Annotated in this window: 26 protein-coding genes and 1 pseudogene; 13 read left to right on the top strand and 14 right to left on the bottom strand. The window is 66.0% G+C overall.

Annotated elements, in window-relative coordinates:
• Nucleotides 1–45 precede the first annotated feature (45 nt).
• The 4 genes from KWG56_RS02315 to KWG56_RS02300 all read left to right on the top strand — a co-directional run bounded on the left by KWG56_RS02315 (nt 46) and on the right by KWG56_RS02300 (nt 2,164).
• Nucleotides 46–645, top strand: a complete 600-nt coding sequence (locus KWG56_RS02315; RefSeq protein ID WP_219353583.1) for a UbiX family flavin prenyltransferase — start codon at nt 46–48, stop codon at nt 643–645.
• Nucleotides 645–1,109 (top strand): TIGR02444 family protein, encoded by a 465-nt coding sequence (locus KWG56_RS02310; protein ID WP_219353582.1) that lies wholly within the window; start codon nt 645–647, stop codon nt 1,107–1,109. Before KWG56_RS02315 ends, KWG56_RS02310 begins: the two co-directional genes overlap by 1 nt.
• Nucleotides 1,110–1,144: 35 nt before the next feature.
• Nucleotides 1,145–1,369 (top strand): YdcH family protein, encoded by a 225-nt coding sequence (locus KWG56_RS02305; protein WP_219353581.1) that lies wholly within the window; start codon nt 1,145–1,147, stop codon nt 1,367–1,369.
• Between the two features lie 159 nt (nt 1,370–1,528).
• Nucleotides 1,529–2,164, top strand: coding sequence for a M23 family metallopeptidase (locus tag KWG56_RS02300; RefSeq protein ID WP_219353580.1), 636 nt, complete (start codon nt 1,529–1,531; stop codon nt 2,162–2,164).
• Here the strand turns inward: KWG56_RS02300 and KWG56_RS02295 are convergent.
• Nucleotides 2,161–3,057, bottom strand: a complete 897-nt coding sequence (locus KWG56_RS02295; protein WP_219353579.1) for a LysR substrate-binding domain-containing protein — start codon at nt 3,055–3,057, stop codon at nt 2,161–2,163. The two genes, KWG56_RS02300 and KWG56_RS02295, sit on opposite strands and share 4 nt — an antisense overlap.
• 90 nt (nt 3,058–3,147) lie before the next feature.
• On the opposite strand from KWG56_RS02295, the gene KWG56_RS02290 reads away from it, so the two are divergent.
• The 4 genes from KWG56_RS02290 (at nt 3,148) to KWG56_RS02275 (ending at nt 6,476) form a co-directional block, all read left to right on the top strand.
• Nucleotides 3,148–3,585 carry a VOC family protein gene (locus KWG56_RS02290; RefSeq protein ID WP_219353578.1) on the top strand — a complete coding sequence of 146 codons (438 nt, stop codon included), beginning with the start codon at nt 3,148–3,150 and terminating at the stop codon, nt 3,583–3,585.
• A 66-nt stretch (nt 3,586–3,651) separates the two neighbouring features.
• On the top strand, nt 3,652–4,587 hold the full coding sequence (locus tag KWG56_RS02285) for an ABC transporter ATP-binding protein (RefSeq protein ID WP_219353577.1): 936 nt from the start codon (nt 3,652–3,654) through the stop codon (nt 4,585–4,587).
• Nucleotides 4,584–5,945, top strand: a complete 1,362-nt coding sequence (locus KWG56_RS02280) for an ABC transporter permease (RefSeq protein WP_219353576.1) — start codon at nt 4,584–4,586, stop codon at nt 5,943–5,945. The genes KWG56_RS02285 and KWG56_RS02280 overlap by 4 nt, the downstream gene beginning before the upstream one ends.
• A gap of 6 nt (nt 5,946–5,951) precedes the next feature.
• The gene (locus tag KWG56_RS02275) at nt 5,952–6,476 is read left to right on the top strand and encodes a hypothetical protein (RefSeq protein WP_219353575.1); all 525 of its coding nucleotides are present in this window, start codon (nt 5,952–5,954) and stop codon (nt 6,474–6,476) included.
• 109 nt (nt 6,477–6,585) lie between these two features.
• Here KWG56_RS02275 and rpsU read toward each other — a convergent pair whose 3' ends face one another.
• Complete coding sequence (gene rpsU / locus KWG56_RS02270; protein ID WP_087120183.1) at nt 6,586–6,828, bottom strand: 30S ribosomal protein S21; 243 nt, start codon at nt 6,826–6,828, stop codon at nt 6,586–6,588.
• Between the two features lie 187 nt (nt 6,829–7,015).
• On the opposite strand from rpsU, the gene KWG56_RS02265 reads away from it, so the two are divergent.
• Nucleotides 7,016–7,663 (top strand): COQ9 family protein, encoded by a 648-nt coding sequence (locus tag KWG56_RS02265; protein WP_219353574.1) that lies wholly within the window; start codon nt 7,016–7,018, stop codon nt 7,661–7,663.
• Between the two features lie 146 nt (nt 7,664–7,809).
• On the opposite strand, the gene KWG56_RS02260 is transcribed toward KWG56_RS02265, so the two are convergent.
• Both KWG56_RS02260 and purE read right to left on the bottom strand, forming a co-directional pair.
• Complete coding sequence (locus KWG56_RS02260) at nt 7,810–8,904, bottom strand: 5-(carboxyamino)imidazole ribonucleotide synthase (RefSeq protein WP_219353573.1); 1,095 nt, start codon at nt 8,902–8,904, stop codon at nt 7,810–7,812.
• Nucleotide 8,905: 1 nt separating this feature from the next.
• On the bottom strand, nt 8,906–9,397 hold the full coding sequence (gene purE / locus KWG56_RS02255; RefSeq protein ID WP_219353572.1) for a 5-(carboxyamino)imidazole ribonucleotide mutase: 492 nt from the start codon (nt 9,395–9,397) through the stop codon (nt 8,906–8,908).
• 212 nt (nt 9,398–9,609) lie between these two features.
• Here purE and KWG56_RS02250 point away from each other — a divergent pair, with 212 nt between their 5' ends.
• Entirely contained in the window at nt 9,610–10,164 is a 555-nt protein-coding gene (locus tag KWG56_RS02250) for a GGDEF domain-containing protein (protein WP_244999721.1), read from the top strand.
• Between the two features lie 22 nt (nt 10,165–10,186).
• Here the strand turns inward: KWG56_RS02250 and KWG56_RS02245 are convergent, their stop codons facing one another.
• The 3 genes from KWG56_RS02245 to KWG56_RS02235 form a co-directional block, all read right to left on the bottom strand.
• Complete coding sequence (locus KWG56_RS02245; RefSeq protein ID WP_219353571.1) at nt 10,187–11,992, bottom strand: autotransporter domain-containing protein; 1,806 nt, start codon at nt 11,990–11,992, stop codon at nt 10,187–10,189.
• A gap of 141 nt (nt 11,993–12,133) precedes the next feature.
• Entirely contained in the window at nt 12,134–14,026 is a 1,893-nt protein-coding gene (serA, locus tag KWG56_RS19015; protein ID WP_219353570.1) for a phosphoglycerate dehydrogenase, read from the bottom strand.
• Nucleotides 14,027–14,144: 118 nt separating this feature from the next.
• Nucleotides 14,145–15,590: an SDR family oxidoreductase gene (locus KWG56_RS02235; protein WP_219353569.1), complete on the bottom strand. Its 1,446-nt coding sequence runs from the start codon at nt 15,588–15,590 to the stop codon at nt 14,145–14,147.
• A 185-nt stretch (nt 15,591–15,775) separates the two neighbouring features.
• Between KWG56_RS02235 and KWG56_RS02230 the strand changes: the two genes are divergently transcribed.
• Nucleotides 15,776–16,699, top strand: coding sequence for an Hsp33 family molecular chaperone (locus KWG56_RS02230; RefSeq protein WP_244999720.1), 924 nt, complete (start codon nt 15,776–15,778; stop codon nt 16,697–16,699).
• A gap of 33 nt (nt 16,700–16,732) precedes the next feature.
• Here KWG56_RS02230 and KWG56_RS02225 read toward each other — a convergent pair whose 3' ends face one another.
• The 7 genes from KWG56_RS02225 to KWG56_RS02195 form a co-directional block, all read right to left on the bottom strand.
• Nucleotides 16,733–17,452, bottom strand: a complete 720-nt coding sequence (locus KWG56_RS02225) for a CPBP family intramembrane glutamic endopeptidase, BDIM_20840 family (RefSeq protein WP_219353567.1) — start codon at nt 17,450–17,452, stop codon at nt 16,733–16,735.
• Nucleotides 17,453–17,548: 96 nt separating this feature from the next.
• On the bottom strand, nt 17,549–18,241 hold the full coding sequence (gene phoB, locus KWG56_RS02220; protein WP_201097060.1) for a phosphate regulon transcriptional regulator PhoB: 693 nt from the start codon (nt 18,239–18,241) through the stop codon (nt 17,549–17,551).
• A 20-nt stretch (nt 18,242–18,261) separates the two neighbouring features.
• Nucleotides 18,262–18,993: a phosphate signaling complex protein PhoU gene (phoU, locus tag KWG56_RS02215; protein ID WP_201097058.1), complete on the bottom strand. Its 732-nt coding sequence runs from the start codon at nt 18,991–18,993 to the stop codon at nt 18,262–18,264.
• Nucleotides 18,993–19,928: a phosphate ABC transporter ATP-binding protein PstB gene (pstB, locus tag KWG56_RS02210; RefSeq protein ID WP_201097057.1), complete on the bottom strand. Its 936-nt coding sequence runs from the start codon at nt 19,926–19,928 to the stop codon at nt 18,993–18,995. The genes phoU and pstB overlap by 1 nt, the downstream gene beginning before the upstream one ends.
• Nucleotides 19,929–19,932: 4 nt before the next feature.
• Nucleotides 19,933–21,234: a phosphate ABC transporter permease PstA gene (gene pstA, locus KWG56_RS02205; protein WP_219353566.1), complete on the bottom strand. Its 1,302-nt coding sequence runs from the start codon at nt 21,232–21,234 to the stop codon at nt 19,933–19,935.
• Nucleotides 21,227–22,657, bottom strand: coding sequence for a phosphate ABC transporter permease subunit PstC (gene pstC / locus KWG56_RS02200; RefSeq protein WP_219353565.1), 1,431 nt, complete (start codon nt 22,655–22,657; stop codon nt 21,227–21,229). The genes pstA and pstC overlap by 8 nt, the downstream gene beginning before the upstream one ends.
• A 149-nt stretch (nt 22,658–22,806) precedes the next feature.
• Nucleotides 22,807–24,222 carry a sensor histidine kinase gene (locus tag KWG56_RS02195; protein ID WP_219353564.1) on the bottom strand — a complete coding sequence of 472 codons (1,416 nt, stop codon included), beginning with the start codon at nt 24,220–24,222 and terminating at the stop codon, nt 22,807–22,809.
• A 302-nt stretch (nt 24,223–24,524) separates the two neighbouring features.
• On the opposite strand from KWG56_RS02195, the pseudogene KWG56_RS02190 reads away from it, so the two are divergent.
• Nucleotides 24,525–26,195, top strand: a pseudogene (locus KWG56_RS02190) (ATP-binding protein); the annotation flags it as partial.
• A 3-nt stretch (nt 26,196–26,198) separates the two neighbouring features.
• The gene (locus KWG56_RS18695) at nt 26,199–26,675 is read left to right on the top strand and encodes a response regulator (RefSeq protein WP_244999719.1); all 477 of its coding nucleotides are present in this window, start codon (nt 26,199–26,201) and stop codon (nt 26,673–26,675) included.
• The last annotated feature ends 53 nt before the right edge of the window (nt 26,676–26,728 follow it).

The following is a 26,728-nucleotide window of genomic DNA, read 5'->3' as shown; positions in this document are numbered from 1 at the left end:
AGTGACGGCCCGCCTCGCCGGACCCCACGGAGGCTGACCCTCAAAATGGTCGATGTTGTGAACGGAGCCATAAGAAACCCACCCGCGCGAATAGTGGTCGGGATTTCAGGGGCTTCCGGCGTCATCTACGGCGCCCGCGTGCTGGACGCGCTGAAAGACCTGGGCGTTGAGAGCCATCTGGTCGTGACAAAGGCCGCCCTGCTCACTTTGTCGCAGGAGACGGAGATGTCCCCCGACGATCTGACCGGCAAGGCGGACGTGGTTTACAAACTGGGCGACGTCGGCGCGACCATCGCCTCCGGCTCCTTCCGCACCCTGGGCATGATCGTCGCGCCCTGCTCCGTGAAGACGATGAGCGAGATCGCCACCGGCGTGACCTCTTCCCTGCTGACCCGCGCAGCAGACGTGACACTGAAAGAACGCCGCCCGCTGGTTCTGATGGTGCGCGAGACCCCGCTGCATCTTGGTCACCTGCGCACCATGACGGCCCTGACCGAAATGGGCGCCGTCATCGCCCCGCCCCTGCCCGCCCTCTACGCCAGGCCCGCCTCCATCATGGAGATGGTCGATCAATCGGTCGGCCGGGCGCTGGACCTGTTCGGTCTGGACTGGTCGGCGGTGAAGCGTTGGGATGGAATGAAATAATGTCGCTTTGGGATTGGGCGGTCGCCGCCTATGCCGCTCCGGACGTGGCCGACGCCTGCCTGTCGCTGCAGGATCACCACGACCAGAACGTCCCCCTGCTGCTGTGGTCCGCCTGGGTCGCCCAGACCGGTCGCCGTCCTGACGAGGAGACGATAGAGGCCGCCTGCGACACCGCCCGCGCCTGGGACGGGGTGGTGGTCGCCCCCCTGCGCGCCGTGCGCCGCACCCTGAAGGCGCCTGTGCCGGACATCGACGACGGTCCGCGCGAAAGCGTGCGCAACCGCATCAAGGCGCTGGAGCTGGAGGCCGAGAAACATCTGCTTGAGGCGCTGGAGGCCCTGGCCCCGCCGCCCGCCGGCGCGTCGCGCCCCGCCATCGACGGACTGGCGGCCACGACGCGGGTTTGGTCACGCGTCACGCCGCGCCCGGCGCTGATCCGCCTGGCCGACGCCCTTCCGGCCTGAAATTCGCTGGCGTATAAGGCCGTGGGGACCCTGCGATGAACGACGACATTCCAGACATCAGCGAAGAAGAGGCGGCGCTGCACGCCCGCGTCAAACTGCTGCGCCAGGAGCACGCGGACCTGGACGCCTCCATCGAGGCCCTGGGCCAGGCGGCCATTCCCGACCAGCTTATGATCGCCCGTCTGAAGCGCAAGAAACTGGCACTGAAGGACGAGATCGTTAAGATCGAAGACCGCATCCTGCCGGACATCATCGCCTAACCTGCGACATTTGCGACCCTGCGCCGCCCCTTCAGGGTCCAAAAGTCGCCCCATGCAGCAGGCATAAGCCCGGCCTCCCCGCCGGGTGTCCGCAGCGTTCTCTCGCGTCGCGTCCCCACACAACGCTCAAAGAGCGCCAGATGCCGGAGACGCCGCCGAATGCGACGCCTGCTTCCGATCGCCCCCCTGTCGCGGGCGAAATCCGTATTGATCCATTCGGGTCAGACCGCCGCCCTGGTCACGGTCGCCGTGCTGGCCGCCGCCGCCGCACCCGCCGTGACGGCTTCCCCGACCCTGATCGACGCCACCTCCGCCCCCGTCGCACCACCCGTTCAGGCCCAGGTCGAAGCCGCCGGTCCTGTCATGCGCCAGATCGCCTTCCAGATGCCGGTGCGCGGATACGCCATCAACTCCGACTTCGGCATTCGTAAGCTGGCCATCGAGGCCCGCGCCCGCGCCCACAAGGGCGTCGATATCGCCGCCCCCAAAGGAACCTCGGTCTTCACCGCGGCTGAGGGCGAGGTGATCCGCACCGGCTATGACGCGGGCGGATACGGCAACTTCATCGAAGTGGCCCACCCCAACGGCATGACCACCATCTACGGCCACCTCAGCCGCATCGACGTGGCGACGGGCGACAGGGTCACGCCCGAGCAACGCATCGGCCTGGTCGGCTCCACCGGCTATTCCACCGGCCCCCATCTGCATTTTGAAGTCCGCCGCAACGGCGATCAGGTGAACCCCACACGCGTTGTCGGCCGCAATTTCGAAGTTGCGGTTAAGGCCAACACCTAGGTCTCGACCACGCAGTGGTTGAGCCGCTCTCTCAGCCAGCGCAGCCCGACATCACCGTCTCGCCGCGCGTGCCAGGTCTGGACGAAGCGGAACGGCGCCAGGGCGAACGGCGGCGACATGACCGCCAGACGCGGGTCCAGCGGTTCGCGCAGGCTTCGGCTGGCGATGGTCAGCACCAGATCCGTCCCCGCAATCAGGTCCTGCGCCACGCTCCAGTGCGGCAAGGTCGCCACGACGTCCCGCGACTGGCCCAGACGCGCCAGCGCCCCATCCACCTCATCCACGCGCCCGTCCTGCACAGCGACCGATACGTGCGGCCGCGCCAGATAGGCCGCCAGATCAAACCCCGGCTCCAGGGTCGAGCGATCCATGACGCAGACAAACCGCTCTTCCAGCAACAGGCCCTCGCGCACCTCGGCCGGGCGATCGGGGAACACCCCCAGCGCCAGATCGATGTCGCCGTCCACCAACGCCGCCATGGCTGCGTCCCGACTGCGGGTCGTGATCGACAGCCGCACCCCCGGCGCCTGCTTCCTCAGCACCGGCAGCAGGCGCGGCGCCAGCATGGCCGACGCATAGTCTGACATGGTCAGGCGATAGGTCCGGCGGGTCTGCGCCGGATCAAAGGGCGCCGGTCGCACCAGCCCCCGCACGGCGGCCAGGGTTTCGGCCAGCATCGGCTCCATCTCGCGCGCCCGCGCCGTCAGCTCCCAGCCGTCCGCGCCACGGATCAGCAAGGGATCGTCGAATGTCTGCCGCAGCCGCCCCAGCGCTTGGCTGACGGCGGGCTGGCTTTTATTCAGCCGCAGCGCCGCGCGTGACACATGTCGCTCGGCGAACAGGGCCTCCAACACGACCAGAAGGTTCAGGTCCAGCGCAGCGAGATCATTCATCTGGTGAATATTAGTCGTTAGAAATGACGATTTCCAACATTCACAATTATGGCTCACCTCCACGTCTGCAACGCAGCAAGGAGATGACCGATGAACGACACCGGCCTTTCGCACATCGCCTTCGTGGTCAAAGACCTGGAGGGCAGCATCAGCTTCTACGAACATTATGCGGGCATGACGGTGATCCATCGCCGCGAGGCTGGCGGCGCCATCCGCGCCGTCGCCTGGCTGACCGACTTCTCGCGCCCATTCGCCCTGGTGCTGGTGGAGTCCGAGGCGCTGGACGACACCCCGCTGGGTCCGTTCGGCCATCTGGGCGTCGCCTGCGCCCGCCGCGAAGACGTGGACCGTCTGGCGCAACAGGCCGCGCGCGAGGGCATACTGCGCAAGGCCCCGACCGACAGCGGTCCGCCCGTCGGCTATTGGACCTATATCGCCGATCCTGACGGCAATACGCTGGAGTTGTCGCATGGTCAGGCCATTGCCTTCACCATCGAGGACGCCCAGCGCCTTAATCCAGAGGCCTGATTCCCTTCCCGCTGGCGCCGCCTCCCGAACCCTTGCTAGGCTCAAGGTCAAGAAACGGGAGGCGGCATGACAGCGGCACTGACGCTTGAGGGCGTGACCAAGCGATACGGCGATTTCGAAGCTGTTCGCGACCTCAGTTTCGCGGTCTCCAAGGGGTCCATTTGCGGCTTCCTGGGGCCCAATGGCGCGGGCAAGACCTCGACCCTGCGCATGATCCTGGGGCTGCAGCCGGCGACCAGCGGGCGGATCGACATTCTGGGCGCGTCGGACGGGCGTTTGGTGCGCGACCGCATCGGCTTCCTTCCCGAAGAGCGCGGCCTCTACAAGAAGATGACCCCGGTCGAGGCCATCGCCTTTTTCGGCGCCCTGAAGGGCCTGCCCATTGCTGAGGGCAAGAAGCGCGCGAAGGTGATGCTGGAGCAGCAGGGCCTGGGCGCGTCGCAAAAGAAGAAGATGAAGGAACTGTCCAAGGGCATGGCCCAGAAGGTGCAGTTGATCGCCTCGGTCGTGCACCGGCCAGAGTTCGTCATTCTGGACGAGCCCTTTTCGGGCCTGGACCCCATGAACCAGCAGGGTCTGGAAGAGATGATCCGGGGTCTGGCCGCCGACGGCGCCACGGTCCTGTTCTCCACCCATGTGATGCAGCACGCCGAACGCCTGTGCGACAAGGTCGTGCTGCTGGCGCGCGGGCGAAAGGCGTTCGAAGGTTCGGTGGACGAGGCCCGCTCCACCTCGCCCCGCTTTTTGGATCTGGAAGGCGACATCACCGCAGAGGCCGCCGCCGCCTTGCCGGGCGTGGCCAACGTCGAAACCCTGGCTGACGGCCGACTGAAGGTCGCCCTTCTGCCCGGCGCGGCAGGCCAGGAGACGCTGAAGGCCGCCTTCCTGGGCGGCCTGGACGTGCGCCGCTTCGCCCTGAAGGAGCCGACCCTGCACGACGCCTTCATCGGCCTGACCGGCGACCACCCGGACCAGCCCGCCATTCGGGAGATCGCCCAATGAAGCGCACCCTGCTGATCGCCCGACGCGAATATGTCGCCTATGCCAAGACCGTCGGCTTCTGGCTGTCGCTGCTGGCCTTTCCCCTGTTCGCTGTGCTGGGCGGGGGCATTCCCCTGCTGATCCGCTCCGCCGAACCGATCAAAGCCGTCGCCATCGTCGAGGAAGGGCCACACGCCTCCGGCCTGGCCGCCGTCGTCCAGTCCGCGCTCAAGGCCGAGCAGGACCGCATCAACCAGCGCGCGCAGGACGCCGCCGCCAAGGGCCAGGCAGGCGCCGGACGCGCCGTCGCCTCTCTGGGCGGACCAAAGATTCGTCTGGTTCCCGCCCCCGCCGCTATCGCTGACGCATCGGCGGGACCATCGCGTGACGAAGCGATTCGTCATGCGCTGGACAAGAGCACGCCCGACGACCAACGCCTGGACGCCGTCGTCTTCCTGACCCGCCAGGATGGCCGCCCCTCAGCCCAGGTCTGGACCGGACGCGCCAATGATTCCGACGTCGGCGACTTCGTCCGCAGCGCCCTGCGCACCGGCTATCGCGAGGAGATGCTGGTCTCCGCCGGGGTCGCGCCCGCCCTGGTCGAGCAGATAGAATCCTTCCGCCCGGACGTGAAGGCCTTCTCGCCCAACGCCGCCAGCGGGGGCGAGGTGTCGATGCGCGACCGCCTGCCCTCCTTCATCGGCCTGGGCGCCGGGTTCCTGCTGTGGTCGCTTGTTCTGACCGGCGCCTCCATCCTGCTGAACAGCGTGATGGAGGAAAAGTCGAACCGCATCCTTGAGGTGCTGCTGTCCTCGGCTTCGGCCACCGAAATCCTGACCGGCAAGGTGCTGGGCGTGGCCTTCCTGACCTTGACCGTGTTGGCGACCTGGGGCGGGCTAGGCGCCTTCGTCCTGTTATCCGCTGCGCCCCAGACCGCCGTACAGGTGGGCCAGGTGCTGCTGCACCAGGGTCTGGTCTTCTATTTCATCGCCTATATGGTTGGCGGATACCTGATGTACGCCGTGCTGTTCGCCGCCATCGGCGCCTTCTGCGAGACGCCCCGCGACGCCCAGACGCTGATGGGGCCGATCATGATGGTGCTGATCGTGCCGATCATGGTCATGCAGATGGCCCTGACCAGCCCGGACGCCCCGGTGGTGAAGATCCTGTCGTGGATACCCTTCTTCACCCCCTTCCTGATGAGCGCCCGCGCGCCCAGTGATCCGCCCCTGATCGAGATCATCCTGACCCTGATCGGCATGTTCGCCACCGCAGCCCTGATGGTCTGGATCGCCGGGCGAGCGTTCCGGGCTGGCGCGCTGTCGGATGTGAAACTGAGTTGGAAGTCGTTCGGGCGGGCGATCACCGGGCGGGGGTGAGATGACATGACATATCGTCAGATCGCCGCTGTCGCATGTGTATCATTAGGGTTGGGTTGCACATCAGCTTCCCCTTCGTTTGATCGGCTGATTAGCTTTGTCGATCCCAAGAGCTGTGAACCGGACAAAACCTTCGACGCACTCCTGAACAGCCTGGTCAGTTTCGAGCCATCAGGCGTCAGCTACACTCCGGCGTTGAAAACACCTCAGATTCCCCCGGAATTCAGCGGCATGATCGGAACCCCGCATTTGAAGACCAACGGGAACGAATACCGAGCGACGCTTCCGCTTCACGGCGTCTGGCACAACCTGCCTCTCCGATCGGTCGCGGTCGTCGGTTGGGTCGAAAGCGAACAGGGCTTCGAACTTTTGTTTGACGCAGATCGCGCACAGGTTCTGGCGACGGCAAACCGGCTCGGCTTCGGCCTTCCTCCATCCGGCAGTGAATACCGAGAGGGCGCCGTTATGGGCCTCAACATCGGCGTTTCCGAGCACGGTGACGGCGCCGCTATTTACTGCATGCCTGGCTAGACCAGCCCTCATCGCCAGAAGACGACACGCGAACTAAGAAAAAGGCCGCCTCCTTTCGGAAGCGGCCTCAAATCTTTTGGCTTTCGCCAGGTCCCTTGCGGGGCGGGTCTTAACGACCGCCGGGCACGCGCGGCTTCGGCGCGGGCAGCAGGCCCTCGCGTTGAGCGCGCTTGCGAGCCAGCTTACGGGCGCGGCGGACGGCTTCAGCCTTTTGGCGAGCGCGCTTTTCCGACGGCTTTTCGTAATGCACGTGGCGCTTCATTTCACGGAAGCTGCCTTCGCGCTGCATCTTCTTCTTCAGGGCTTTCAGCGCCTGATCGACGTTGTTGTCGCGGACGAAAATCTGAACCAGGTTAAACTCTCCTTTGGCCGCCCGCCGCGTCCTGTGAGGGAGACGGGCGAACAAAATAAAATCGTCTTCCGGAAGCGAGCCTCTCGGATGAAGGCGCGCTGATACACGACCCACCCTGCCCTGTCCAGTTCAACGCGACCATTCTTGAAGGCTCGAAACCCCCGCGCGACAGGCGTATGTTCCCCCCATGACACAGAACCCTGATTGGGCCGACCGCACCGAGCAGACCGTGCTGGACGCCGCCATTGTCCGTGCGCCCGTCCTGGGCTGGAACGCGCGCCTGGTGCGCGAGGCGTGCGAGGCCAGCAGCCTGTCCGTTGGCGACGAAGAATTGCTGCTGCCCAACGGCGCGCGCGATCTGGCCGTCCTGTTGTCGCGCCGTCATGACGCCCGCGCTCTGGACGCTCTGGGCCAGATCGACGCCAAGTCATTGAAGATTCGCGAACGAATCGCCCGCGCCGTCTCCGAGCGCATGGAGGCGGGCGCCGCCGACCTTGAGGCCACGCGCCGCTGCGCCGCCTTCCTGGCCCTGCCCGTCAATGCCGACCTGGGGCTGAAACTGGCCTGGGAAAGCGCCGATCATCTGTGGCGCTGGGCCGGGGACGAGGCCACCGACTGGAACCACTATTCCAAGCGCACCATCCTGTCGGGCATCCTGATTCCCGCCCTGACCATGCGCTGGTTCGACGGTCGTGAGGCGGCGGAAGAATTCGTCGCCCGCCGCATCGAAAACGTCATGGCCTTCGAAAAATGGAAAGCCGGCAAGGATTTCGACGCCCCCTTCAGGAAGGTGTCGGACGTGCTGAGTCGGATGCGTTACGGGGCGCGGGCTTAACGCCCTATCCTCGTCATCCTCGGGCTTGACCCGAGGATCAGATGATCCGCCGCATTGCGCGGGAATACACGCACAGTCAGCACAACGTCCGATCCTCGGGTCAAGCCCGAGGATGACGAAGCCTAAGAATTCAACAGGGAGAAGCCTTAAACTGCTCCCAACACCCGATTCACATGCGCCATCTTGCGGCCTGCGCGCGCCTCGGCCTTGCCGTACAGGTGCACGCGTTCGTCAGCCTTGCCGGCCAGATCGCGCCACTGGTCGACCTCGTCACCCAGCAGATTGGTCATCTCGACGCGGGCGTGGGCGGTCGTGGGGCCGAGGGGCCAGCCTGTCACGGCGCGGATATGCTGTTCGAACTGATCGCAGACGCAGCCATCCTGGGTCCAGTGGCCGGTGTTGTGGACGCGCGGCGCGATCTCATTGACCAGCAGGACGTCGTCGCCCCCAGGAACGGGAATGTCGAACAGTTCGACGCCCAGCACCCCGACATAATCCAGCCCGTCCAGAATCGCCTCGGCGATGGCGCGAGCGCGGACCTGAGTTTTCTCGTCCACCGTCGCAGGCGCCAGGGTGGTGCGCAGGACCCCGCCCTCGTGGCTGTTCTCGCCCAGCGGATAGACCGCCATATGGCCGTCCCAGTCGCGCGCGGCGATGACCGACAGTTCGCGCACGAAGCTGGCCTTGGCCTCCAGGATCGCCGGACGGCCGCCCAGGCTTTCCAGCGCATCCGCCGCATCGGCGATGTCGCGGATCCAGACCTGGCCCTTGCCGTCATAACCCTCACGGCGGGTCTTCAGCAGGGCGGGAACGCCCAGAACCGTCAGCCCGTCGATCAGGTCTGACAGCGTGTCCACCACCGCGAACTGCACCGTCGGCGCGCCCACGGCGTTCAGGAAGGTCTTTTCATCCACCCGGTCCTGCGACACCCGCAGCGCCGTCGGTCCCGGTGCGACCAGAGCCCCGGCCTCGGCCAGACGTTCGATGGATGCGGCGGGCACGTTTTCAAACTCGAACGTCACCACGTCGGCGGCTCGGCCCAGCGCCGTCAGCGCCTCGGGATCGTCATAGGCGGCGACGATCTGGCGCGCCGACACCCGGCCCGCCGGGCTGTTGGCCTCAGGGTCCAGAATGACGACGTCAAAGCCCAGACGCGACGCGGCCTGGCTCAGCATCCGGCCCAGTTGGCCTCCGCCAATGATGCCGAGGGTCGAACCGGGGGGAAGCGGAAGGCTGGGCACGTCAGTCCTCGACGGATTCTGCGACGGATTCGGTCTGGGCGACGCGGAAGGCGGCCAGGCGTTCCGCCAGGGCCTCGTCCGACAGGGCCAGTATCTGCGCGGCCAGAATGCCGGCGTTTGCGGCGCCCGCCTCGCCGATGGCCAGGGTCGCAACCGGCACGCCCGCGGGCATCTGCACGATGGACAACAGGCTATCCATGCCCTTCAGCGCCTTGGACTTCACCGGCACGCCCAGCACGGGCAGTTCGGTCATGGATGCGGCCATGCCCGGCAAATGGGCGGCGCCGCCCGCACCTGCGATGATGACCTTGTATCCGGCGGCCTTGGCGCCCGTGGCGAACTGAACCAGCCGCTCCGGCGTGCGGTGCGCGCTGACGACCTTGGCCTCCCAGGCCACGCCCAGTTGATCCAGTTTGTCGGCGGCCAGCTTCATCGTCGGCCAGTCGGATCGACTGCCCATGATGATCGCCACCGGCGTTGCGGAAGTCGCCATGTCTGTAAGGCCCCTCGCGGAAAGGCCGCCCGTTACAGCACGCAGACGACGCCCGCAACCGAACAGGGTGCGCCAAGCTGCCATTTCCGCCCGTTCTCACGCCGGTTTCGGCGCCGCGCCACCTTCAATGTCGTGAGATCAGGCTCTAACATCGCCTGATTGCGCGCCCGATTCTGCCGCGCGCCCCGGAGCCTTCCGCCGCCTTGACCGACGTGGCCGATCACGACCTGAACGCCGAGTTGGCCCGGTTGCGCGCCGAACTGGAGACGTGGAAGCAGCGCGCCGCAATGGCCGAGGCCCTGGCAGACCACGACGTCCTGACCCCGGCGCTGAATCGGCGCGGCTTCATCGGCGCCATGTCGCGCACCATCGCCTATTGCCAGCGCCACGACGTTCCCGCTGTGCTGCTCTATCTGGACATGGACGGGTTCAAGAGCGTCAACGACACCCTGGGCCATGCGGCGGGCGACGCCGCCCTGATCGCGGTGGCCAAGCTGTTCCTGCGGAACCTGCGCGAATCGGATTCCGTCGGCCGCCTGGGCGGCGACGAGTTCGGGCTTCTGATGCTGCACGCCGGGCTTGAGGAAGGTCGCGCCAAGGCCCGCCAGCTGGACGCGGCGCTGAAGGAAGAGGGCTTCGTCTGGGACGGCCAGAAGACCGAACTGGGCGGCTCCTTCGGCGTTCGGGCACTGGACGGTCATACCGACCCGGAAGTCTGGCTGACCGAGGCGGACGCCGCCATGTGGGTGCGCAAGAAGGGGCGCTGAGCCCCCTCCCCGCGCTTCACGCTTACAGCGGCAACCGCAGTTGAATGCCGCCCGTGTGGCTGTCGGCGTGGTCGCCGAACCGGCCGCGATAGCCGACGGTCACCTTCACCGGCCCAACCAGACCCTCGACGCCCGCAGACGCCAGGAACTGACCGCCGAACGGATCATCGATTTCGCGCGACAACACCTGCGCCGGGTTGTTGAAGATGCCGACGCGCACCGGATCGGAACTGTCGTCCAACGCATCACGATAGCCGCCCTCGGCGAACAGCCCGAACCCGCCCATTTCCGCCTCGGCGCGCAGGGACACTTCGCCGGTCAGGGCCTTCACCGTGCGATCGCCGTACTGATACTGGGCGGCGACGCCCTGCTCGTAGTAGCCGTCCACGTCGCTGGCGACATAGGCCAGGGCTGCACGCGGCGACAGGGCGAAGCCGCCCATGTCGAACCACATCCCACCCTGCAGACGGGCGCCGGTGCTGACCGCGCGCGTGTCGCCCGTGTGGACGATCGGGGCCAGGCTGGTGGTGCGCTTGATGTCGTTGATGTTATCGCGCGCCACGCCGACCGCCGCGTTGACGAAGACATTGTCCGCGCGCCAGCCGCCGTACAGATCCAGCCCGAAGCTTTCGACCGAGAACTTGAACGCATCGCTGTCGACGTCCGCCTTCTGGGCTGAACCCGCCATGCCGAACCGCCACGAAGCCGACGGCCCCGCCTCCAGCGCGATCCGCCCGCCCCATCCGTCAGAGGTCGATGACCGCACCGAACCGCGCGCGTCGGTCTTGGTGTTGTTGTAGTTGGCCGAGGTGGTGATCGAAACGCCCTGCTCCCAAGCCGCGCGTCCCGACAGGGCTTCGCTGGCCGCCTCCAGCGCCTCTTCGCGGTGGCGATAGGTCGTCTCGCCCTGCAGCGTCGATTGGGCGCCGATGTCGGCGTAGTAGAGGTAGTCCGTCGCCAGCTTGGCGATCAGAATATGACCGGTGGCGGTCGGGTGAACCCCGTCGAAATAGAAGTAGCTGGACGGGTCGGCGCAGACGCTGACGCCGTTGAAACAGGCCGCTGTGACATTGCTGACGCCGAACTGGCCTGGATTGGCGGTGATGGTGTCCCCGATCTTGAACAGGTCCATCATGATGATGTTCGACCCCGGCCGCGCGGCGGCGACCGCATTCAGGCCGGTCTGCAGCGCGGTGTTGAAGGTCGTCGCCGAATAGTCGGCCAGGGGCGCGGCGGGCGTGCCCCTAAACTGCGGCGTGATGCTCAGCTTAGGCAGGTTGGACACCAGGATCGTGCCCGCGCCCGCGCCCGCCACGCTGTTGACCAGGCTGTTGACGTTGGCCGCAGCCCCGGTCGCCACCGGCGTCATGGCCGCCACCGGGCTGGCCGAAGCCCCCGCCGCCGGCAGGGCCTGGAAGATGTCATTGGCCCCGCCCAACACGGTCACCAGATCGGTCGCGCCGAACTTGCCACCAGCCGCCGTATAGCGCGCCAACTGATTCAGCATCCCGAACGGCACGCCGGCCGAGGTGTCGGTGCGTGAACCGCCGAACGCATAGTTGATGCTGCCGGTCACCGAGCCGTTGAAGTTGGCGGCGTTGAAGCCCAGCCGTTCCGTCCAGACCTGACCGCTGGAGAACCGGCCCTGATAATAGGGCGGCGACGGCGGCTGCGTGCCGCCCGAAATCAAATACAGATTGCCGTTATCGCTCAGACTGTCGCCGAACACGACCAGGCGGCTGTAGGTCTGGGCTGAGGCGGAACCGGCGAATGCGCAGGCGGCCAGGGCAAGGGCGGCGACGGCGCCGCCTGTGAGAAAGCGCGACATAGATTCCTCCCGCGGCCGTCGTGATTGCGACCGTTCAACAGGAGGATGCGCCAGCCAGCGCCAAGCGCAAGATGCCGTTACGTCAGTATTCGGAAGATATCGACGACTGTGACACCACAACCGCAGCCGTCGTTTCCCCGTTTAATGCAGCGTGCGGAACTTCAGCGTTCCCGGCACCGACTTCAGCTCCCGCAAGGCTTCGGGGTCATAGTCGTGATCCACGTCGGTGATGACATAGCCGGTGCGTTCGTCCGTCTTCAGGTGCTGGCCCAGGATGTTCAGGCCCGCCGACGCCAGCGCGCGGTTCAGTTCGGCCAGAACCCCCGGCTGGTTCCTGTGGATGTGCAGGATGCGGTGCGAGGCCGACACCTCGGCCAACTGAACATTGGGCAGGTTGACGCTGAAGGTCGTGTCGCCCCGGTTCAGGTAACCCAGCAGCCGCTCGGCCGCGAACTCGGCGATGGCTTCCTGCGCCTCTTCGGTCGAACCGCCGATGTGGGGCGTCAGGATCATGTTCTTCAGCCCCTGCAGCGGGCTTTCGAACGGATCAGAATTGGTGCGCGGTTCTTCGGGGAAGACGTCCACGGCGGCGCCTGCGACCCGCCCCGAGCCAATGGCCTGCGACAGGGCGCCGACATCGACGACATGGCCACGCGAAAGGTTCAGGAACAGCGCCCCTTCCTTCATCTTGGAGAACTGGGCCGCGCCGAAGATGGCGCTGTTCTCCTTGCGGCCGTCGACGTGCAGGGTCACCACGTCGCTTTCGGCCAGCAGGGCGTCCAGCGAACGCATCCGCCGCGCATTGCCCAGCGCCAGCCGTTCCGACAGGTCATAGAACAGGACCCGCATCCCCAGGTTCTCGGCCAGTACTGACAACTGACTGCCGATGGCGCCGTATCCGACGATGCCCAGCGTCTTGCCGCGCAGTTCCTTGGAGCCCGTCGCAGACTTGTTCCACTGGCCCACATGCATGGCCGCCGACTTGTCCGTCACGTCGCGCATCAGCACGATCATCAAGCCGATGGCCAGTTCGACCACCGAACGGGTGTTCGAATAGGGGGCGTTGAACACCGCAACCCCGTGGTCCGAGGCGGCCTCAAGATCGATCTGGTTGGTGCCGATGCAAAAGGCGGCGACGGCCATCAGCTTGTCCGCCTCTTCCAGCACCCGCCGCGACACCGTGGTCTTGGAGCGGATGCCCAGCACATGGACGCCCTTGATCGCGGCGATCAGATCATCCTCGTCCAGCGCGCCCTTCTGGGTCTCGACCGAATAGCCCGCCTCCTCCAGCCGCTCGACGGCGGCGGGGTGGATGTTTTCGAGCAGCAGCATCTTCATCCGGCTGCGCGGGAAGGACCAGCGCCCGACCAGTCCCTCGGCGTGAAGCACCTCGTCCAGAGATGCGGCCTCGGCGTCCGCGACCTCGACCACCGGCGCGCGACGCACAACCTCGGTGAAGGCGTAGAAGGCGTCGGCGGCCCCGGCCAGCTTGACCTCAGCGTCGTTCCAGCCGTCGCCGATCATGACCACGCGGCCCGACAGGTTCAGATCATGGATGGCCTTTGGCTTTCCACCCGCCTCGGCCAGGGGATTGGTCTGATCGACGCCGATCACCCGCCCGGTTTCGTCATAGATCAGATCGTTACACAGCACCCGGTCCGGCGACACGCCCAGATCTTCGGCCACCGGCGCGATCACCTCGCGGAAGCCGCCGGACAGGATGACCACCTTGCCCTTGTTCTGCTGGAAGAAGTTCAGGTTGCGCCGCACCGACGCGGTCAGGTGGTCCGGCGCCCGTTGCGCTAGGGTCGCGATGTGTTCACGCGTCAGCGGCAGCAGGGCCAGACGCTGGCGCAGCGCCTCGCCAAAACCGATTTGACCGCCCATCGCCTGATCGGTCAGGGCGGCGATCTCGGCCCGCGTCTTGGCCGCATCGGGCGAGTCCGCCAAGGCGATGTCGGCCAGGGCTTCAAGGGTCTCGAAATCAACCAGGGTCGAATCGAAGTCGAAGATCAGTGTGGGGCGCGCGCTCATGCGCGGCGTCTTAGCCCCCTTCGCTGGCGCAGCAAAGACAAGTCGTGCTGATGATCGCCGCCAGTTGCGCTTAAACCTTGCCACCCGCCCCGGTTTTCACAGGACGGGCGGCAAGAATTTAGCGGAAGCGGGCGATGCGGCGCACGTGACTGTCTGGACGGCGGCTTTCCAGAACCGCAGCCCCGATCACCGCCGCCAGGGTTGCGACGGCCAGAAGCGCGCCGCCTTCACGTTGGTGATCGCGCGCATAGTCCACGGCCTCATCGGCATAGTGACGCGCGGTCTTGCCGTGTTTCTTGGCCGCCTTCCTGGCGTCCTTGCGCGCCGAACGGAACCAGCCGTCGGCCCGGTCGCGCACATCGTCCACGGCGTCATAGGCGCGATCGCGTGCGTCGCGAGAAAACTCGCTGGCCCGGCCGCCGAAATCCTCAGCGCCGTGGCGGAAGGCGTCGACGGCGTCCTCGAACCGATGACGCAGGGCGTCCGTATCGACCCAACCGCGTGGATCGATGCGGGTTTTGATGCGCTGATAACGGGTCGGGCCGCTGCGTTGCGACAGATAGACGGCGGCTGCGGCGCCGATCACGATCAGGGCCAGACTGCCGGCGGTGACGCCGGGATGTTTGCGGACTTCGGCCAGGGCGCTGAAATTACGAACCATAGGATAGTGAACCTCTTCATCGAGGCCGTCGTCCGTCGGGTCATAGAGCCCATCGTCGAACGGCTGATAGGCGGAACGGCGGTCCCGCATCAGCGAAGGAGCGAACCGCGCAAGAAGTGGTTCCGCAATCTCCGGCAAAGCTGCATAAAATGATGCAATCGCGCGCCCTGTCCCGCCAACCGTGATCTCGCGGATCGGGTGGGTGGCGCAGTACAGGATGGTGTCGGCGACGACGTGGGTCGCATAGACCGGCTGCGGATTGTGGACCGCCTGCCCCGTCAGGTTTCGGGCATGGCGGCTGTAGGGGGTGTCGATCGCGCCCGGCTTCACCAGACTGACCGTCACAGGCGCCTTTTCACGCAGCAGTTCGATGCGCAGCGCATTTGTGAACCCCTTCACCGCATGTTTGGACGCCGCATAGACGCCCTGAACCGGCAGGGGCAGGTCCGACAGGATCGAACCGACATTGACGATGGCCCCGCCGCCCGGACGCTCGCGCAGATGTTCGGCCGCCACCACCGAACCGTTGACCACGCCCCAGTAGTTGGTCTCGAACAGCCGTCTCTGGTCCTCCAACGACGTCTCGCGGATGGCGCCGAACAGGCCCACGCCCGCATTGTTGACCCAGGTGTCAAAACCGCCGAACAGGCGCTGGCACTTTTCAGCCGCCGCTTTCAGCGAGGCGTGATTGGCGACATCCGCCACGGCCCAGGCGACGCGCGCGCCTTGCGCCTGAAGCTCTTCGCACAGGGCCCGCAGATCCTTTTCGTCGCGCGCGATCAGGAAGACCTTGGCCCCGGCCCGCGCCGCCCGCCGCGCCGTCGCCAGACCCACGCCGGACGTGGCGCCCGTGACCACGATGGATTGCTGGGCCAGCGGCTTCAGGGTCGGTTTCGCGCTCATGCGGGCCTCATTTACATCCCTGGAGAATCCAGGGGGCCGATTGTCGATGTTTCTGCAGCCAAGCTTACAGGTTTGTGAAGCCGAGGCGACGCCCCATTTGCGGCCCGTTCATACCCCCTTATCAACCGACGCTCGGGCGCCTACATAGCCCCGATCCCGAAATGACGAACCCCAAGGACACCGCCGTGACCGATCACGCGCCTCACAACGCCGTTTCAGACGACCTGGCCGCCGCCTTCCAGATCGAAGGCTGGCCCGTGCGCGGCCGTCTGGTCCGCCTGGGCGCCGCCATCGACAAGATCCTGGCGGCCCACGCCTATCCCGAGCCGGTCGCCGCCCTGCTGGGCGAAGCCTGCGCGCTGGCCGCCCTGATAGGCTCCAGCCTGAAGTTCGACGGACGCCTGATGGTTCAGGCCCAGGGCGACGGTCCCGTGCGCTATGTCGTCGCCGACTACGGCACCGACGGGACGCTGCGCGGCTATTGCCGTTATGACGCCGATGAAGTCGCCGAGGTGTCCAAGGGGTTTGCGCGTCCCGGCGCCCAGACCCTGCTGGGCAAGGGCGTCTTCGTCATGACGCTGGACCGCGGCGCCGACTTCGAACGCACCCAGGGCATCACCCCTATCGAGGGCGAAAGCCTGTCGCTGTGCGCCGAACACTATTTCGAACAGTCCGAACAGGTGCCGACCAAGGTGCGTCTGGCGGTCGGTTCGGTACAGACCGCTTCGGGCGCCCAATGGCGTGCGGGCGGGGCCATGATCCAGATCATCGCCGGCGACACCACCCGCGGCTCGACCGAAGAGGTCTGGGACCGCACCCGCGCCCTGTTCGGCACCCTGGCTGACGACGAGTTGATCGACCCGACCATCTCGCCGGAAACCCTGCTGTTCCGCCTGTTCCACGAGGACGGCGTGCGGCTGGAAGACGCCAAGGCCCTGACCGCCGTCTGCCGCTGCTCCAAGGACCGTATCGCCGCCGTCCTGGCCTCGTTCGACCCGGCCGAGCGCGCCGACATGGTCGAGGACGACGGCCAGATCCGCGTCACCTGCGAATACTGCGCCACCGTCTATGAACTGACGCCCGACGAAGTCGTGGCGGAACAGATCTGAGCCGTTCCTGTGCTGGTTTGGCGTGGCGACACGTCAGACCAGCATGAAGATCACATTGCCGAAGTTGTGCATTACGATCGGCAGCAGCAGGCTTCCGGTCTTTTCCTTCAGCCAGACCAGCAGCAGGGCCGACACGCCGGTCGTCGCCATCAACACCGGTTCGAAGCTGAAGCCCCCGTCCGAATAGCCCAGCGCATGCATCAGGCCGAAGGCCACGGACGACACCACCGCGCCCCAGCCCATCTGCGCCCCCAACACCCGCACCGGCTTGCCGAACGCCTCGTTCAACATCAGCAGCAGCACGCCGCGATAGAACAACTCCTCGTCAAATCCCGGCATGGTCATCTCGAAGGCCAGGCTGTCGATGTCGAAGCCCTCGCCGGGGAAATACAGCGCCAGTCCCAGAAACAGCGCCGCCAACAGCCCCGACAGGATCAGCGCGCCCCGCAGTCCCTTCCGGTCCTGTGTCAGAGTCAGGCCCACCCGCTTCCAGCCCAGAACCGGCAGGCTGGCGACAGCCAGCGACAGGACGACCGCCAGCGTCTTGCCTTCCCAGTTCCACTTGGACGGCCAGAAGCTCAACGGGATGTGGCCGTATCCGCGCGTCAGCACGGCGTCATAGACGACCATCAGCACCAGGGCGGCGACGAACCAGCCCCAGCCGATCCGCCCTTTTGCCAGAAGCACGCCCGCCAGAGCGACGGCCCCAACCGCGCCGACCCAGGCCAGCGTCGCAATTATCGCATCAGGCATATGCCCCTCCATATTCTGTGTCATGGAGGCCCCGACCGCGCCGGTCAGATGCACATTGCTGAAATTTAACGAAAACTCGCGCTGATCAGCGCCGGATCAGCCTTCCAGGTCCAGCGAATAGCCGGCTGAGCGCACCGTGCGGATCGGGTTGGCGCTTTCGTCGGCGATGGCCAGGGCCTTGCGAAGGCGGCCGACGTGGACGTCCACGGTGCGGGCTTCGACATAGACGTCAGAGCCCCATACGGCGTCCAGCAGTTGCTCACGGCTGAACACCCGGCCCGGATGCTGCATGAAGTGATCCAGCAGGCGGAACTCAGTCGGGCCCAGGTGGACCTCCTTGCCGTCGCGCTTCACCCGGTGCGAGACGCGGTCGATGATGATGTCGCCGTGATTCAGGCGGTCGTCAGCCAGACCCGGACGGATACGGCGCAGCACCGCGCGGATGCGGGCGATCAGTTCAACCATCGAAAAAGGCTTGGTCAGATAGTCGTCGGCGCCGGTGTCCAGGCCGCGCACCCGATCGCTTTCCTCGCCGCGCGCCGTCAGCATGATGATCGGCAGGTTGCGCGTTTCGGCCTTGCCCCGGATGCGGCGGCAGACCTCGATGCCCGACAGCTTGGGCAGCATCCAGTCCAGCAACACCAGATCAGGCTGGCGCTCGTCGATCTGGAGCATCCCCTCTTCGCCGTCGGCGGCGACGGTGACGTCGTAGCCTTCCTTCTCGAGATTGTACTGAAGAAGGGTCGCCAGGGCGTCCTCGTCTTCCATCACAAGGATATAGGGCTGCACGTCGTGTCTCCGGTCTCGGCTCAGTGCGTGTGGGTCGAAATATTCGGCGTCGGATCAGAGTCCTCGGCCGTCGGCTGGGCGCGCGGGCGTTCGCCCACAATGTCCTCGCCCGTGATCTCGTAGTGGACGGTCTCGGCGATATTGGTCGCGTGGTCGCCGATCCGCTCCAGGTTCTTGGCCATGAACAGCAGATGGGTGCAGGCGCCGATCGTGCGCGGATCGCCCATCATGTAGGTCAGCAGTTCGCGGAACAAGGCGTTGTAGTGCTCGTCGACCTCGTCATCCGTCTGCCAGACGGCGACGGCGCGATCCAGTTCAGAGGCCGTATAGGCGTCCAGCACGTCACGCAGGCGGGTCGAGACCAGCCGTCCCATACGCTCGATGGAGCGGGTCAGGGGCTGCATCGGCTCGCTGTCGGCCAGGATCAGGGCGCGCTTGGCGATATTCTTGGCCAGGTCGCCGGTGCGCTCCAGATCGGTGGCGATCTTCATGGCCCCCAGGGTGCGGCGCAGGTCGCTGGCGACCGGCTGGCGCAGGGCGATCAGGCGGATAGCCTTCTTCTCGACGTCGCGATGAAGCGCGTCCAGCTTCAGGTCACGCTCGACCACCGCGCGGGCCAGTGCCACATCGCGGCGGGCGACGGAATCGATGGCGTCCGCGACCTGGGCCTCGGCCAGGCCGCCCATGCGGGCGATCTCCGCCGTGATCTGGTTCAGTTCGTCGCCGTAAGCCTTGACCGTATGCTGGTTCATTAGCCGAAGCGTCCCGTGATGTAGTCCAGCGTGCGGCGTTCGCGCGGATTCTGGAAGATGTCTTCCGTATCCCCGGTCTCGACCAGTCGGCCCATGTGGAAGAAGGCGGTGCGTTGCGACACCCGCGCGGCCTGGGCCATCGAGTGGGTGACGATGACGATGCAGAACCGCTCGCGCAGTTCGTCGATCAGTTCCTCGATCCGCGCGGTGGCGATGGGGTCCAGCGCCGAGCAGGGTTCGTCCATCAGGATGACTTCCGGGTTCACCGCGATGGCGCGCGCGATGACCAGACGCTGCTGCTGACCACCCGACAGACCCATGGCCGACGACTGCAGGCGGTCGGCGACCTCGTCCCACAGACCCGCGCGCTTCAGGGCGCTTTCGACCACGCCGTCCATCTCGGACTTGGCGCTGACCAGGCCGTGGATTTTCGGGCCGTAGGCGACGTTCTCGTAAATCGACTTCGGGAAGGGGTTCGGACGCTGGAACACCATGCCGACGCGCGCGCGCAGCAGCACCGGGTCGATGGACCGGTCGTTGATGTCCTCGTCGTCCATCGCGATCCGGCCGGTGACCCGGCATCCGGCGATGGTGTCGTTCATGCGGTTCATGGTCCGCAGGAAGGTCGACTTGCCGCAACCCGACGGGCCAATCAGGGCCGTGACGGTCTTGTCCGGGATGTCCAGCGACACGTCGAACAGCGCCTGTTTGTCGCCGTAGAAGACGCCCACATCGCGCGCGGCGATCTTGATCGGCCCGACCGGCGGACTGTCGACAACGGCGGGACCTGTGACCGGCTCGGCGTCTTCCAGACGGCCTTCGGACACGTCGGCCTTGCCCATTTTGATCTGGGGCAGGATGCGCGGCGTCTCGGCGGCCTCAGCCGGGCCTGCGCCTGTCTGGTCTTCGGCGGAGCGGAAAATACGGAATTTCATTCTCTTACCACCGACGCTCGAAGCGCCGCCTCAGGATGATGGCCGCCGCGTTCATCACGATCATGAAGGCCAGAAGCACCATGATCGCGGCGGCGGTACGTTCGTGGAACGCCCGCTCCGAGGCGTTCTCCCAGATGTAGATCAGCGACGGCAGCGCCCCCACGGGTTCGTCGATCGCGTGCGGCACGCCCGGCACGAAGCTGACCATGCCGATCAGCAGCAGGGGCGCGGTCTCGCCCAGGGCGTGGGCCATCGAGATGATGGCGCCGGTCATGACGCCGGGCATGGCCAACGGCAGGACGTGGCTGAACACGGTCTGGGTCCGTGACGCCCCCATGGCCAGCGCGGCCTCGCGGATCGACGGCGGCACCGCCTTCAGTGACGAGCGCGTGGCGATGATCAGGGTCGGAAGGGCCATCAGGGCCAGAACCAGACCGCCGACAATCGGACTGGCCCGGGGCAGGTGCATCCAGTTTATGAACAGCGCCAGACCCAGCAGGCCGTAAACAATCGACGGCACGGCGGCCAGATTGTTGATGTTGACCTCGATGATGTCGGTCCAGCGGTTCTTGGGCGCGAACTCCTCCAGCCAGACGGCGGCCCCGACGCCCAGCGGAATGGCGATCAGGGCGGTGACCAGCAGCATCAGGGCCGAACCGACCACGGCGCCCAGCACGCCCGCCAGCTCGGGCTGGGTCGAGTCGCCATTGGTGAACAGGGCCGTGTTGAAGTGAGAGCCGACGACGCCTTCGCGCTGCATCCGCTCCAGCCAGTCGATCTGCTGGTTCGACAGGCGGCGTTGATCCTCGGGCGTCTCCTTGGAGATTTCCCCCTTCAGATAAAGGTCGGCGTCATCCGACAGGGGGGCCGCGATGGGCACCGTCTCGCCGATCACGTCAGAGCGTTTGGCCACCAGATCGGCGGCGACGAACTTGAGCTCCGACGAGAACAGGCGGCGCATCTGGGCAGCCTTGCTGCCCGCCTCGTCGTCCTGAATTCCCCAGCGCGCCAACTGCTGCTCGGCGGCCAGTTGCTCGAAATTCGTTCCCTGCGGATAGGCGCGGTCAACGCGCGCCGGGTCCAGATAGACCGGCACGGTGACGGTGTGGGTGTAGAAGGCCGTGTGCCCCTGCTCGACGATGCGCGCCAGCAGGATCACCAGGAAGACCACGGCCGCGCCGATCGCCAGACGGCCGTACAGCTTGAACCGGGTCTCACGGGCGTGGCGGCGCTTCAGGCCTGCGCGCAGGCGTTCCAGCCGAGCGTCAGCGGCCGCGCCGATCTGTTCGGGGGTCGCGTCAGTCATACTGCTCTCGGTAGGTCTGGACGATGCGCTGGGCGATGATGTTCAGCAGCAGGGTGACCAGGAACAGGGTCAGGCCCAGACCAAAGGCCGACAGGGTCTTGGCGCTGTTGAACTCCTGGTCGCCGGTCAGCAGGGTCACGATCTGCACGGTCACCGTCGTCACCGTATCCAGCGGATTAAGCGTCAGATTGGCGGCCAGGCCCGCCGCCATGGTCACGATCATCGTCTCGCCGATGGCGCGCGACACGGCCAGCAGCAGTGCGCCCGCAATGCCCGGCAGGGCGGCAGGCAACAGAACCCGCTTCACCGTCTCCGACTTGGTGGCGCCCATGGCGAACGACCCGTCACGCAGGCTTTGCGGCACGGCGTTCAGGATGTCGTCGGACAGGGAGGAAACGAACGGGATCAGCATGATCCCCATGACGGCGCCGGCGGTCAGAGCCATCTGGTTCTGCACCAGCGCCAGATATTGGCCCAGGCCGTCCAGCGGCCCGCCCATCAGGAACAGGCCGATCTCATTGAAGAAGACGCGCAAAGCTGGCCCGACGGTCAGGGCGGCGAAGAAGCCGTAAACCACGGTCGGCACCCCGGCCAGAATCTCCAGCACCGGCTTGATGATCGAACGGGTGTTCCGGCCCGCATATTCCGACAGATAGATAGCCGACATCAGGCCGATGGGCGCAGCCACGCACATGGCGATGATCATGATCAGGAAAGTGCCTGCGAACAGAGGCACAGCCCCGAAGGCGCCCGACGATCCGACCTGATCGGCGCGAATGGCGATCTGCGGGCTCCACTTGGTCCCGAACAGGAAGTCAAAGACCGGCACCTTTTCAAAGAACCGGAAGCTGTCGAAGGCCAGGGAGGCGATGATGCCCACCGTCGTCAGGATGGCGACCACCGAACAGACGAACAGCGCACCCCAGATCCAACCCTCAACGCGGTTTCTAGCGCGGGTCTTGGGGCGAATCTGCGTGGAGACGAACAGGCCGCCCAGAATGGCCGCCAGCAGGGCCGCAAGACCCGAACCCCATTGCAGGGTGCGCTCGATGCTGACCATGCGGCGCGCCTCGATGGGCAGTTGCTCGGCCAGCGGGCGCTCCCAGATCTGCAGGGCGGGCTGGCCGTGGCCGACGCGCTGCGCGTCTGCGAAGAAGGCCTGGCGGCGGAAGGGTTCAAGCGCGGTGACGGAATCGGGCGTGTCCACCGCGATAAGCTGACGCTCCAACGGCCCCGAGAAGACGCCGGACAGGATGACCACCACCAGAGCCGGAACCGCAACCCAGATCAGGGCGTAGGCGCCATGCTGGCCGGGGCGCGAATGCGGACGGGCGCCGACTGCGCGACGGCGCGCAAGTTCACGGCCGCCCACATAGGCGCCCGCGCCAAGCGCGAAGATGACGAGCAGATAGATCCAGATCATTCGGTGTCCGAAAGGAGCGAAGGCGAATCGGCACAGCGGCCCGCAACAGCGGGAGCGATGCGGCGCGAGTTCTGCCCGTTAATGGTCAGCGGATTACGACGGGTCCGTGACAGTTCCATTACAGCGACGGCCCGCCGCGAAATGGAGTCTCAGTCGGCGAGCGGCGTCGTGCGAACGTCCCGACGTTCGACCACCATCGGGAACCAGGCCGTGAAGGCCGCCCCCATGCCGGGCGCGCTTTCGACCAGCAGGCCGCCCTGGTGACGATTGACGATATGTTTGACGATGGCCAAACCCAGACCGGTGCCCAGTCGTTCGCCGCTTTTCTGACCTTCAACGCGATAGAATCGCTCAGTCAGGCGCGGCAGATGCTCTCGCGCCATGCCCGGCCCGTGGTCGCGCACAGTGACCGCCGCATAGAAGACGCCTGACGCGCGATCCGGCGACACCAGCGGCAGGCGCGTGGCCCCCGCCATCCGGGCCGCGCCCGCCTCGTCGAACCCCAGGTCCGAAACGACGGTGATCTCGACCACGCCACCCGGCGACGAATATTTGACGGCGTTGTCGAGCAGGTTCTGAACCACCTGAACGATTTCGTCGCGGTCGCCGTTGATGGAGGCCCTCGCCTCCCCCTGATCCAGAACGACCGAGATGGCCTTTTCCTTGACCAGAACACTGACCGCATCGACGACGTCAGCGGCCGCACGATCCAGATCGACCCGGCCCGAAGGCGGAATATGCTCGTTCAGTTCGATGCGGCTGAGCGACAGAAGGTCCGCCACCAGCCGCGTCATCCGGTCCGCCTGGGCAGCCATGATGTCCAGGAACCGGTCGCGCGCCACGGCGTCGTCGCGCGCATGGCCCTTCAGCGTCTCGATGAAGCCGCTCAGCGACGCCAGCGGAGTGCGCAGTTCGTGGCTGGCGTTGGCCAGAAAATCCACGCGCATCATCTCGGTGCGCCGCGCATCCGTCTCATCACGCAGGATCACCAGCGCCAGCGGATCGCTGCCCGACGCCTGTTCCAGCGGACGTGTCCAGGCGCGCCAGCGCCGGTCGCGCTGACCGCCGGTCGTATAGTCCGTGGTGCGCGACACGCCGCCGAACAGCGCCTCATCCACCGCCTCCAGCACGCCGGGTTCGCGGATCACCTGCACCAGCAGGGCCCCCTGACGCTGAATCCGCATCAGTTCGCGCGCCGCATGATTGGCCATGATGATACGCCGCCCGGCGATGTCATCCGGCTCGCCGCCACTGATGATCAGGACCGGATCATCCAGCGCCTCGAACACCCGGTCCAGCAGGTCGCCGCCGATCAGGTTGGGCTGCAGCTCGACCTGCCCGCCATCCAGCACAGGCTCGCTCGGCTCGGGCGCCGACGGCATATTCAGCAACCAGGCTGACCCAGCAATCAGCACCGCTCCGCCGATCAGCCAGACCGCCAGTTCGGGGTGAACAAAGGCCAGACCGATCATCACCACCAGCGAAATCGCCACACTGGTTCCCACCGTCCACAGGCGGGACGTGAAGGTCGGCGCGACCGGAGACGGAGAGATTTCGTAGGGCATGTCGAAGCAATCTGCGGCGGAAGCCGTTCGAATCCTATCCTTGCACGGATTCTGTGACGGCGTGCCGACAGTGGACCGATCCGAATGACACCCTGACGCGAAAAGCGCTTCACCCACGGTTTCTTTAGAAGTTGGCGGCAAGCTGCGCTTCAAAGGGGAGTGTCGTGGACCGGTTATTCAACTGCATCGTTCATGCGCACGACTGGCGGATCACCATCCTGGCCGCCATCATCTGCGTAGTGGGCATCAGCGGCGCCATTCGCCTGATCGAACGGGCGCGCATCGCCGATGGCCCCCGCCGGATGCGTCTGGCCATAGCTTCGGGCCTGACCGCCGCCCTGTCCGCCTGGGCCACTCATTTCGTCGCCATGCAGGGGTTCATTGCAGGCGTCCCCCTGACCTACGACATCATGCTGACGGTCGTCTCGCTTGGCGTCGCCGTGATCACGGTCACCTTTGCGTCCTGTATCCTTATTGCCGGGTTCAGCCGCCTTTGGCGCACCATGGGGGTGCTGATCGCCATCTCCGGCATCGGCGCCATGCATTATACCGGCATGGCGGCCTTGAAGGTTGCGGCCCATATCAGTTGGGAGCCCTGGCTGGTCGCGGCCTCCATCGGATGCAGCCTGCTGATCGCCGGACTGTCAGGTTTCTTCTATAAGCGCGCAGGGCTGGTCCGGCTGATCGTCGCCGGCGTCGGCGGGGCCCTGGCGATCATCGTGCTGCATTTCTTCGGCATGGCGGCGCTCAACATCACGCCCGACCCGACCTACACCGTGCATGGAGGCCTTTCGCCCGCCACCATGCAGGCCGTGGCCACCGCCATCGCCGCCACCGTCGGCGGCATCGCAGCCAGCCTGGCCTATATGGCCTATTCGTCGCGTGCCGGAGCCCTGCGCCGCATCCGCGAGGCGGTGGACGCCATGCCGGACGGGCTGAGCTTCTTCGACCTCAACGACCGGCTGGTGCTGTGGAACGCCCGCTATGCCGAGGTGAACCCGGAGATGGGACCCTATCTTCAGGTCGGAACGCCCTATCGCGACCTGTTGATGGTCGGCATCAACGAGGGGCGCTACCTCGACGCGGTGGGCCGTGAGGAGGCCTGGATCACTGAACGCCTGACCGCGCGCCGCCAACTGTCCAGCAGCAGCGAGGAGCAGACGTCGAACGGCCGCTGGCTGCGGATTCAGGACCGCCGCACGTCCGAAGGCGGCATCGTCACCGTGTGCAACGACATCACCATTCTGAAACGCGACGCCCAAGCCCTGGCCGAGGCCCGCGACGCCGCCGAAGAGGCCAATGTCGCTAAGAGCCATTTCCTGGCCAACATGAGCCACGAGATTCGCACCCCCCTTAACGGGGTGATCGGCCTGGCCCAGGCCCTGGCCAAAACTGAACTGACGCCGACTCAGCGCGAGATGCTGGATCTGATGCAGTCGTCGGGCCAGACACTGCAGACCCTGCTGGGCGACATCCTGGATTTGGCGCGGGTCGAATCGGGCAAGCTGGAGTTGACTGAAGACGCCTTCCACCTGGCCGCCGCCGCGCGTGAAGCCGCCCAACTCTATGCCGAGATCGCCCGTGAAAAGGCCCTGAGCTTCCACGTCGACATCGACATCGAAGAGGGGCTGTGGGTCCGTGGCGACGCCGTGCGCCTGAAACAGGTGCTGACCAACCTGATCTCCAACGCCGTCAAGTTCACGGCCGAGGGCTTCGTCAGCCTGACGGTTCAATACGGGCCGGACCAGAACAGCGTGCCGACCGTCCGTTTCACGGTGGAGGACACCGGCATCGGCTTCGACGCGGCGACCCGCACACGCCTGTTCCAGCGATTCGAACAGGCGGACGGCGCCATCACGTGACGCTTCGGCGGATCGGGCCTGGGCCTGTCCATCTGCCGCCATCTGGCCGAAATGATGGGCGGCGCGCTGGATTGCGAAAGCGAACCCGGCGGCGGATCAGCCTTCATCCTGACCATGCCCCTGATCCAATGCGACGCGCCCGCTCACAAGGAGCCCAAACCCGCCCTTCCGGTCGATGGCGCAGATCACCTTCGCCGACGGGTGCTGGTGGCGGACGACCACCCGGTCAACCGCCGCGTCATCGAACTGATTCTGACCCAGGCCGATGTCGAGACCATCATGGCCGAAAACGGGGTTGAGGCGCTGGACGCCTTCCGCGCCGGACATTTCGACCTTGTGCTGATGGACATGCAGATGCCCGTCATGGACGGCCTGACCGCCACACAGGAGATTCGCCTGCTGGAGCTGACCGAGGGCCGCGCCCGCACGCCCATCATCATGTTGACGGCCAACGCCATGCCGGAGCATGTCGCGGCAGGACGCGCGGCTGGCGTGGACCACCATCTGGCCAAGCCTTTCAACGCGGCGGAACTGCTGGCCTTGACGGCTGATCCCTCCGTCCTGCTCAAGGATCAGGTCGCCGCAGCCTGAAAGCCGAGCCTTAATGCGGTTGCGCCCCGTGCCTGATGCGTGTAATAGCCCGC

Origin of the sequence: Brevundimonas nasdae (genome assembly GCF_019395145.1) — a bacterium.
GTDB classification, from domain to species: domain Bacteria; phylum Pseudomonadota; class Alphaproteobacteria; order Caulobacterales; family Caulobacteraceae; genus Brevundimonas; species Brevundimonas nasdae.
Note: the sequence above shows the minus strand (reverse complement) of the source record. Positions and strands in the feature narration are given on the sequence as shown.

Bases quoted from the DNA above. Each gene is read 5' to 3' on its own strand.
- KWG56_RS02235 (WP_219353569.1), bottom strand. From the start codon at position 15,590: ATGAGCGCGAAACCGACCCTGAAGCCGCTGGCCCAGCAATCCATCGTG.
- KWG56_RS02285 (WP_219353577.1), top strand. From the start codon at position 3,652: ATGACAGCGGCACTGACGCTTGAGGGCGTGACCAAGCGATACGGCGAT.
- pstC (WP_219353565.1), bottom strand. From the start codon at position 22,657: ATGATCTGGATCTATCTGCTCGTCATCTTCGCGCTTGGCGCGGGCGCC.
- KWG56_RS02265 (WP_219353574.1), top strand. From the start codon at position 7,016: ATGACACAGAACCCTGATTGGGCCGACCGCACCGAGCAGACCGTGCTG.
- purE (WP_219353572.1), bottom strand. From the start codon at position 9,397: ATGGCGACTTCCGCAACGCCGGTGGCGATCATCATGGGCAGTCGATCC.
- KWG56_RS02280 (WP_219353576.1), top strand. From the start codon at position 4,584: ATGAAGCGCACCCTGCTGATCGCCCGACGCGAATATGTCGCCTATGCC.
- KWG56_RS02275 (WP_219353575.1), top strand. From the start codon at position 5,952: ATGACATATCGTCAGATCGCCGCTGTCGCATGTGTATCATTAGGGTTG.
- KWG56_RS02195 (WP_219353564.1), bottom strand. From the start codon at position 24,222: ATGCCCTACGAAATCTCTCCGTCTCCGGTCGCGCCGACCTTCACGTCC.
- KWG56_RS02310 (WP_219353582.1), top strand. From the start codon at position 645: ATGTCGCTTTGGGATTGGGCGGTCGCCGCCTATGCCGCTCCGGACGTG.
- pstB (WP_201097057.1), bottom strand. From the start codon at position 19,928: ATGAAATTCCGTATTTTCCGCTCCGCCGAAGACCAGACAGGCGCAGGC.
- KWG56_RS02290 (WP_219353578.1), top strand. From the start codon at position 3,148: ATGAACGACACCGGCCTTTCGCACATCGCCTTCGTGGTCAAAGACCTG.
- pstA (WP_219353566.1), bottom strand. From the start codon at position 21,234: ATGACTGACGCGACCCCCGAACAGATCGGCGCGGCCGCTGACGCTCGG.
- KWG56_RS18695 (WP_244999719.1), top strand. From the start codon at position 26,199: ATGCCCCTGATCCAATGCGACGCGCCCGCTCACAAGGAGCCCAAACCC.
- KWG56_RS02315 (WP_219353583.1), top strand. From the start codon at position 46: ATGGTCGATGTTGTGAACGGAGCCATAAGAAACCCACCCGCGCGAATA.
- serA (WP_219353570.1), bottom strand. From the start codon at position 14,026: ATGAGCGCGCGCCCCACACTGATCTTCGACTTCGATTCGACCCTGGTT.
- KWG56_RS02300 (WP_219353580.1), top strand. From the start codon at position 1,529: ATGCGACGCCTGCTTCCGATCGCCCCCCTGTCGCGGGCGAAATCCGTA.
- phoU (WP_201097058.1), bottom strand. From the start codon at position 18,993: ATGAACCAGCATACGGTCAAGGCTTACGGCGACGAACTGAACCAGATC.
- KWG56_RS02305 (WP_219353581.1), top strand. From the start codon at position 1,145: ATGAACGACGACATTCCAGACATCAGCGAAGAAGAGGCGGCGCTGCAC.
- KWG56_RS02245 (WP_219353571.1), bottom strand. From the start codon at position 11,992: ATGTCGCGCTTTCTCACAGGCGGCGCCGTCGCCGCCCTTGCCCTGGCC.
- KWG56_RS02295 (WP_219353579.1), bottom strand. From the start codon at position 3,057: ATGAATGATCTCGCTGCGCTGGACCTGAACCTTCTGGTCGTGTTGGAG.
- KWG56_RS02225 (WP_219353567.1), bottom strand. From the start codon at position 17,452: ATGCCTGATGCGATAATTGCGACGCTGGCCTGGGTCGGCGCGGTTGGG.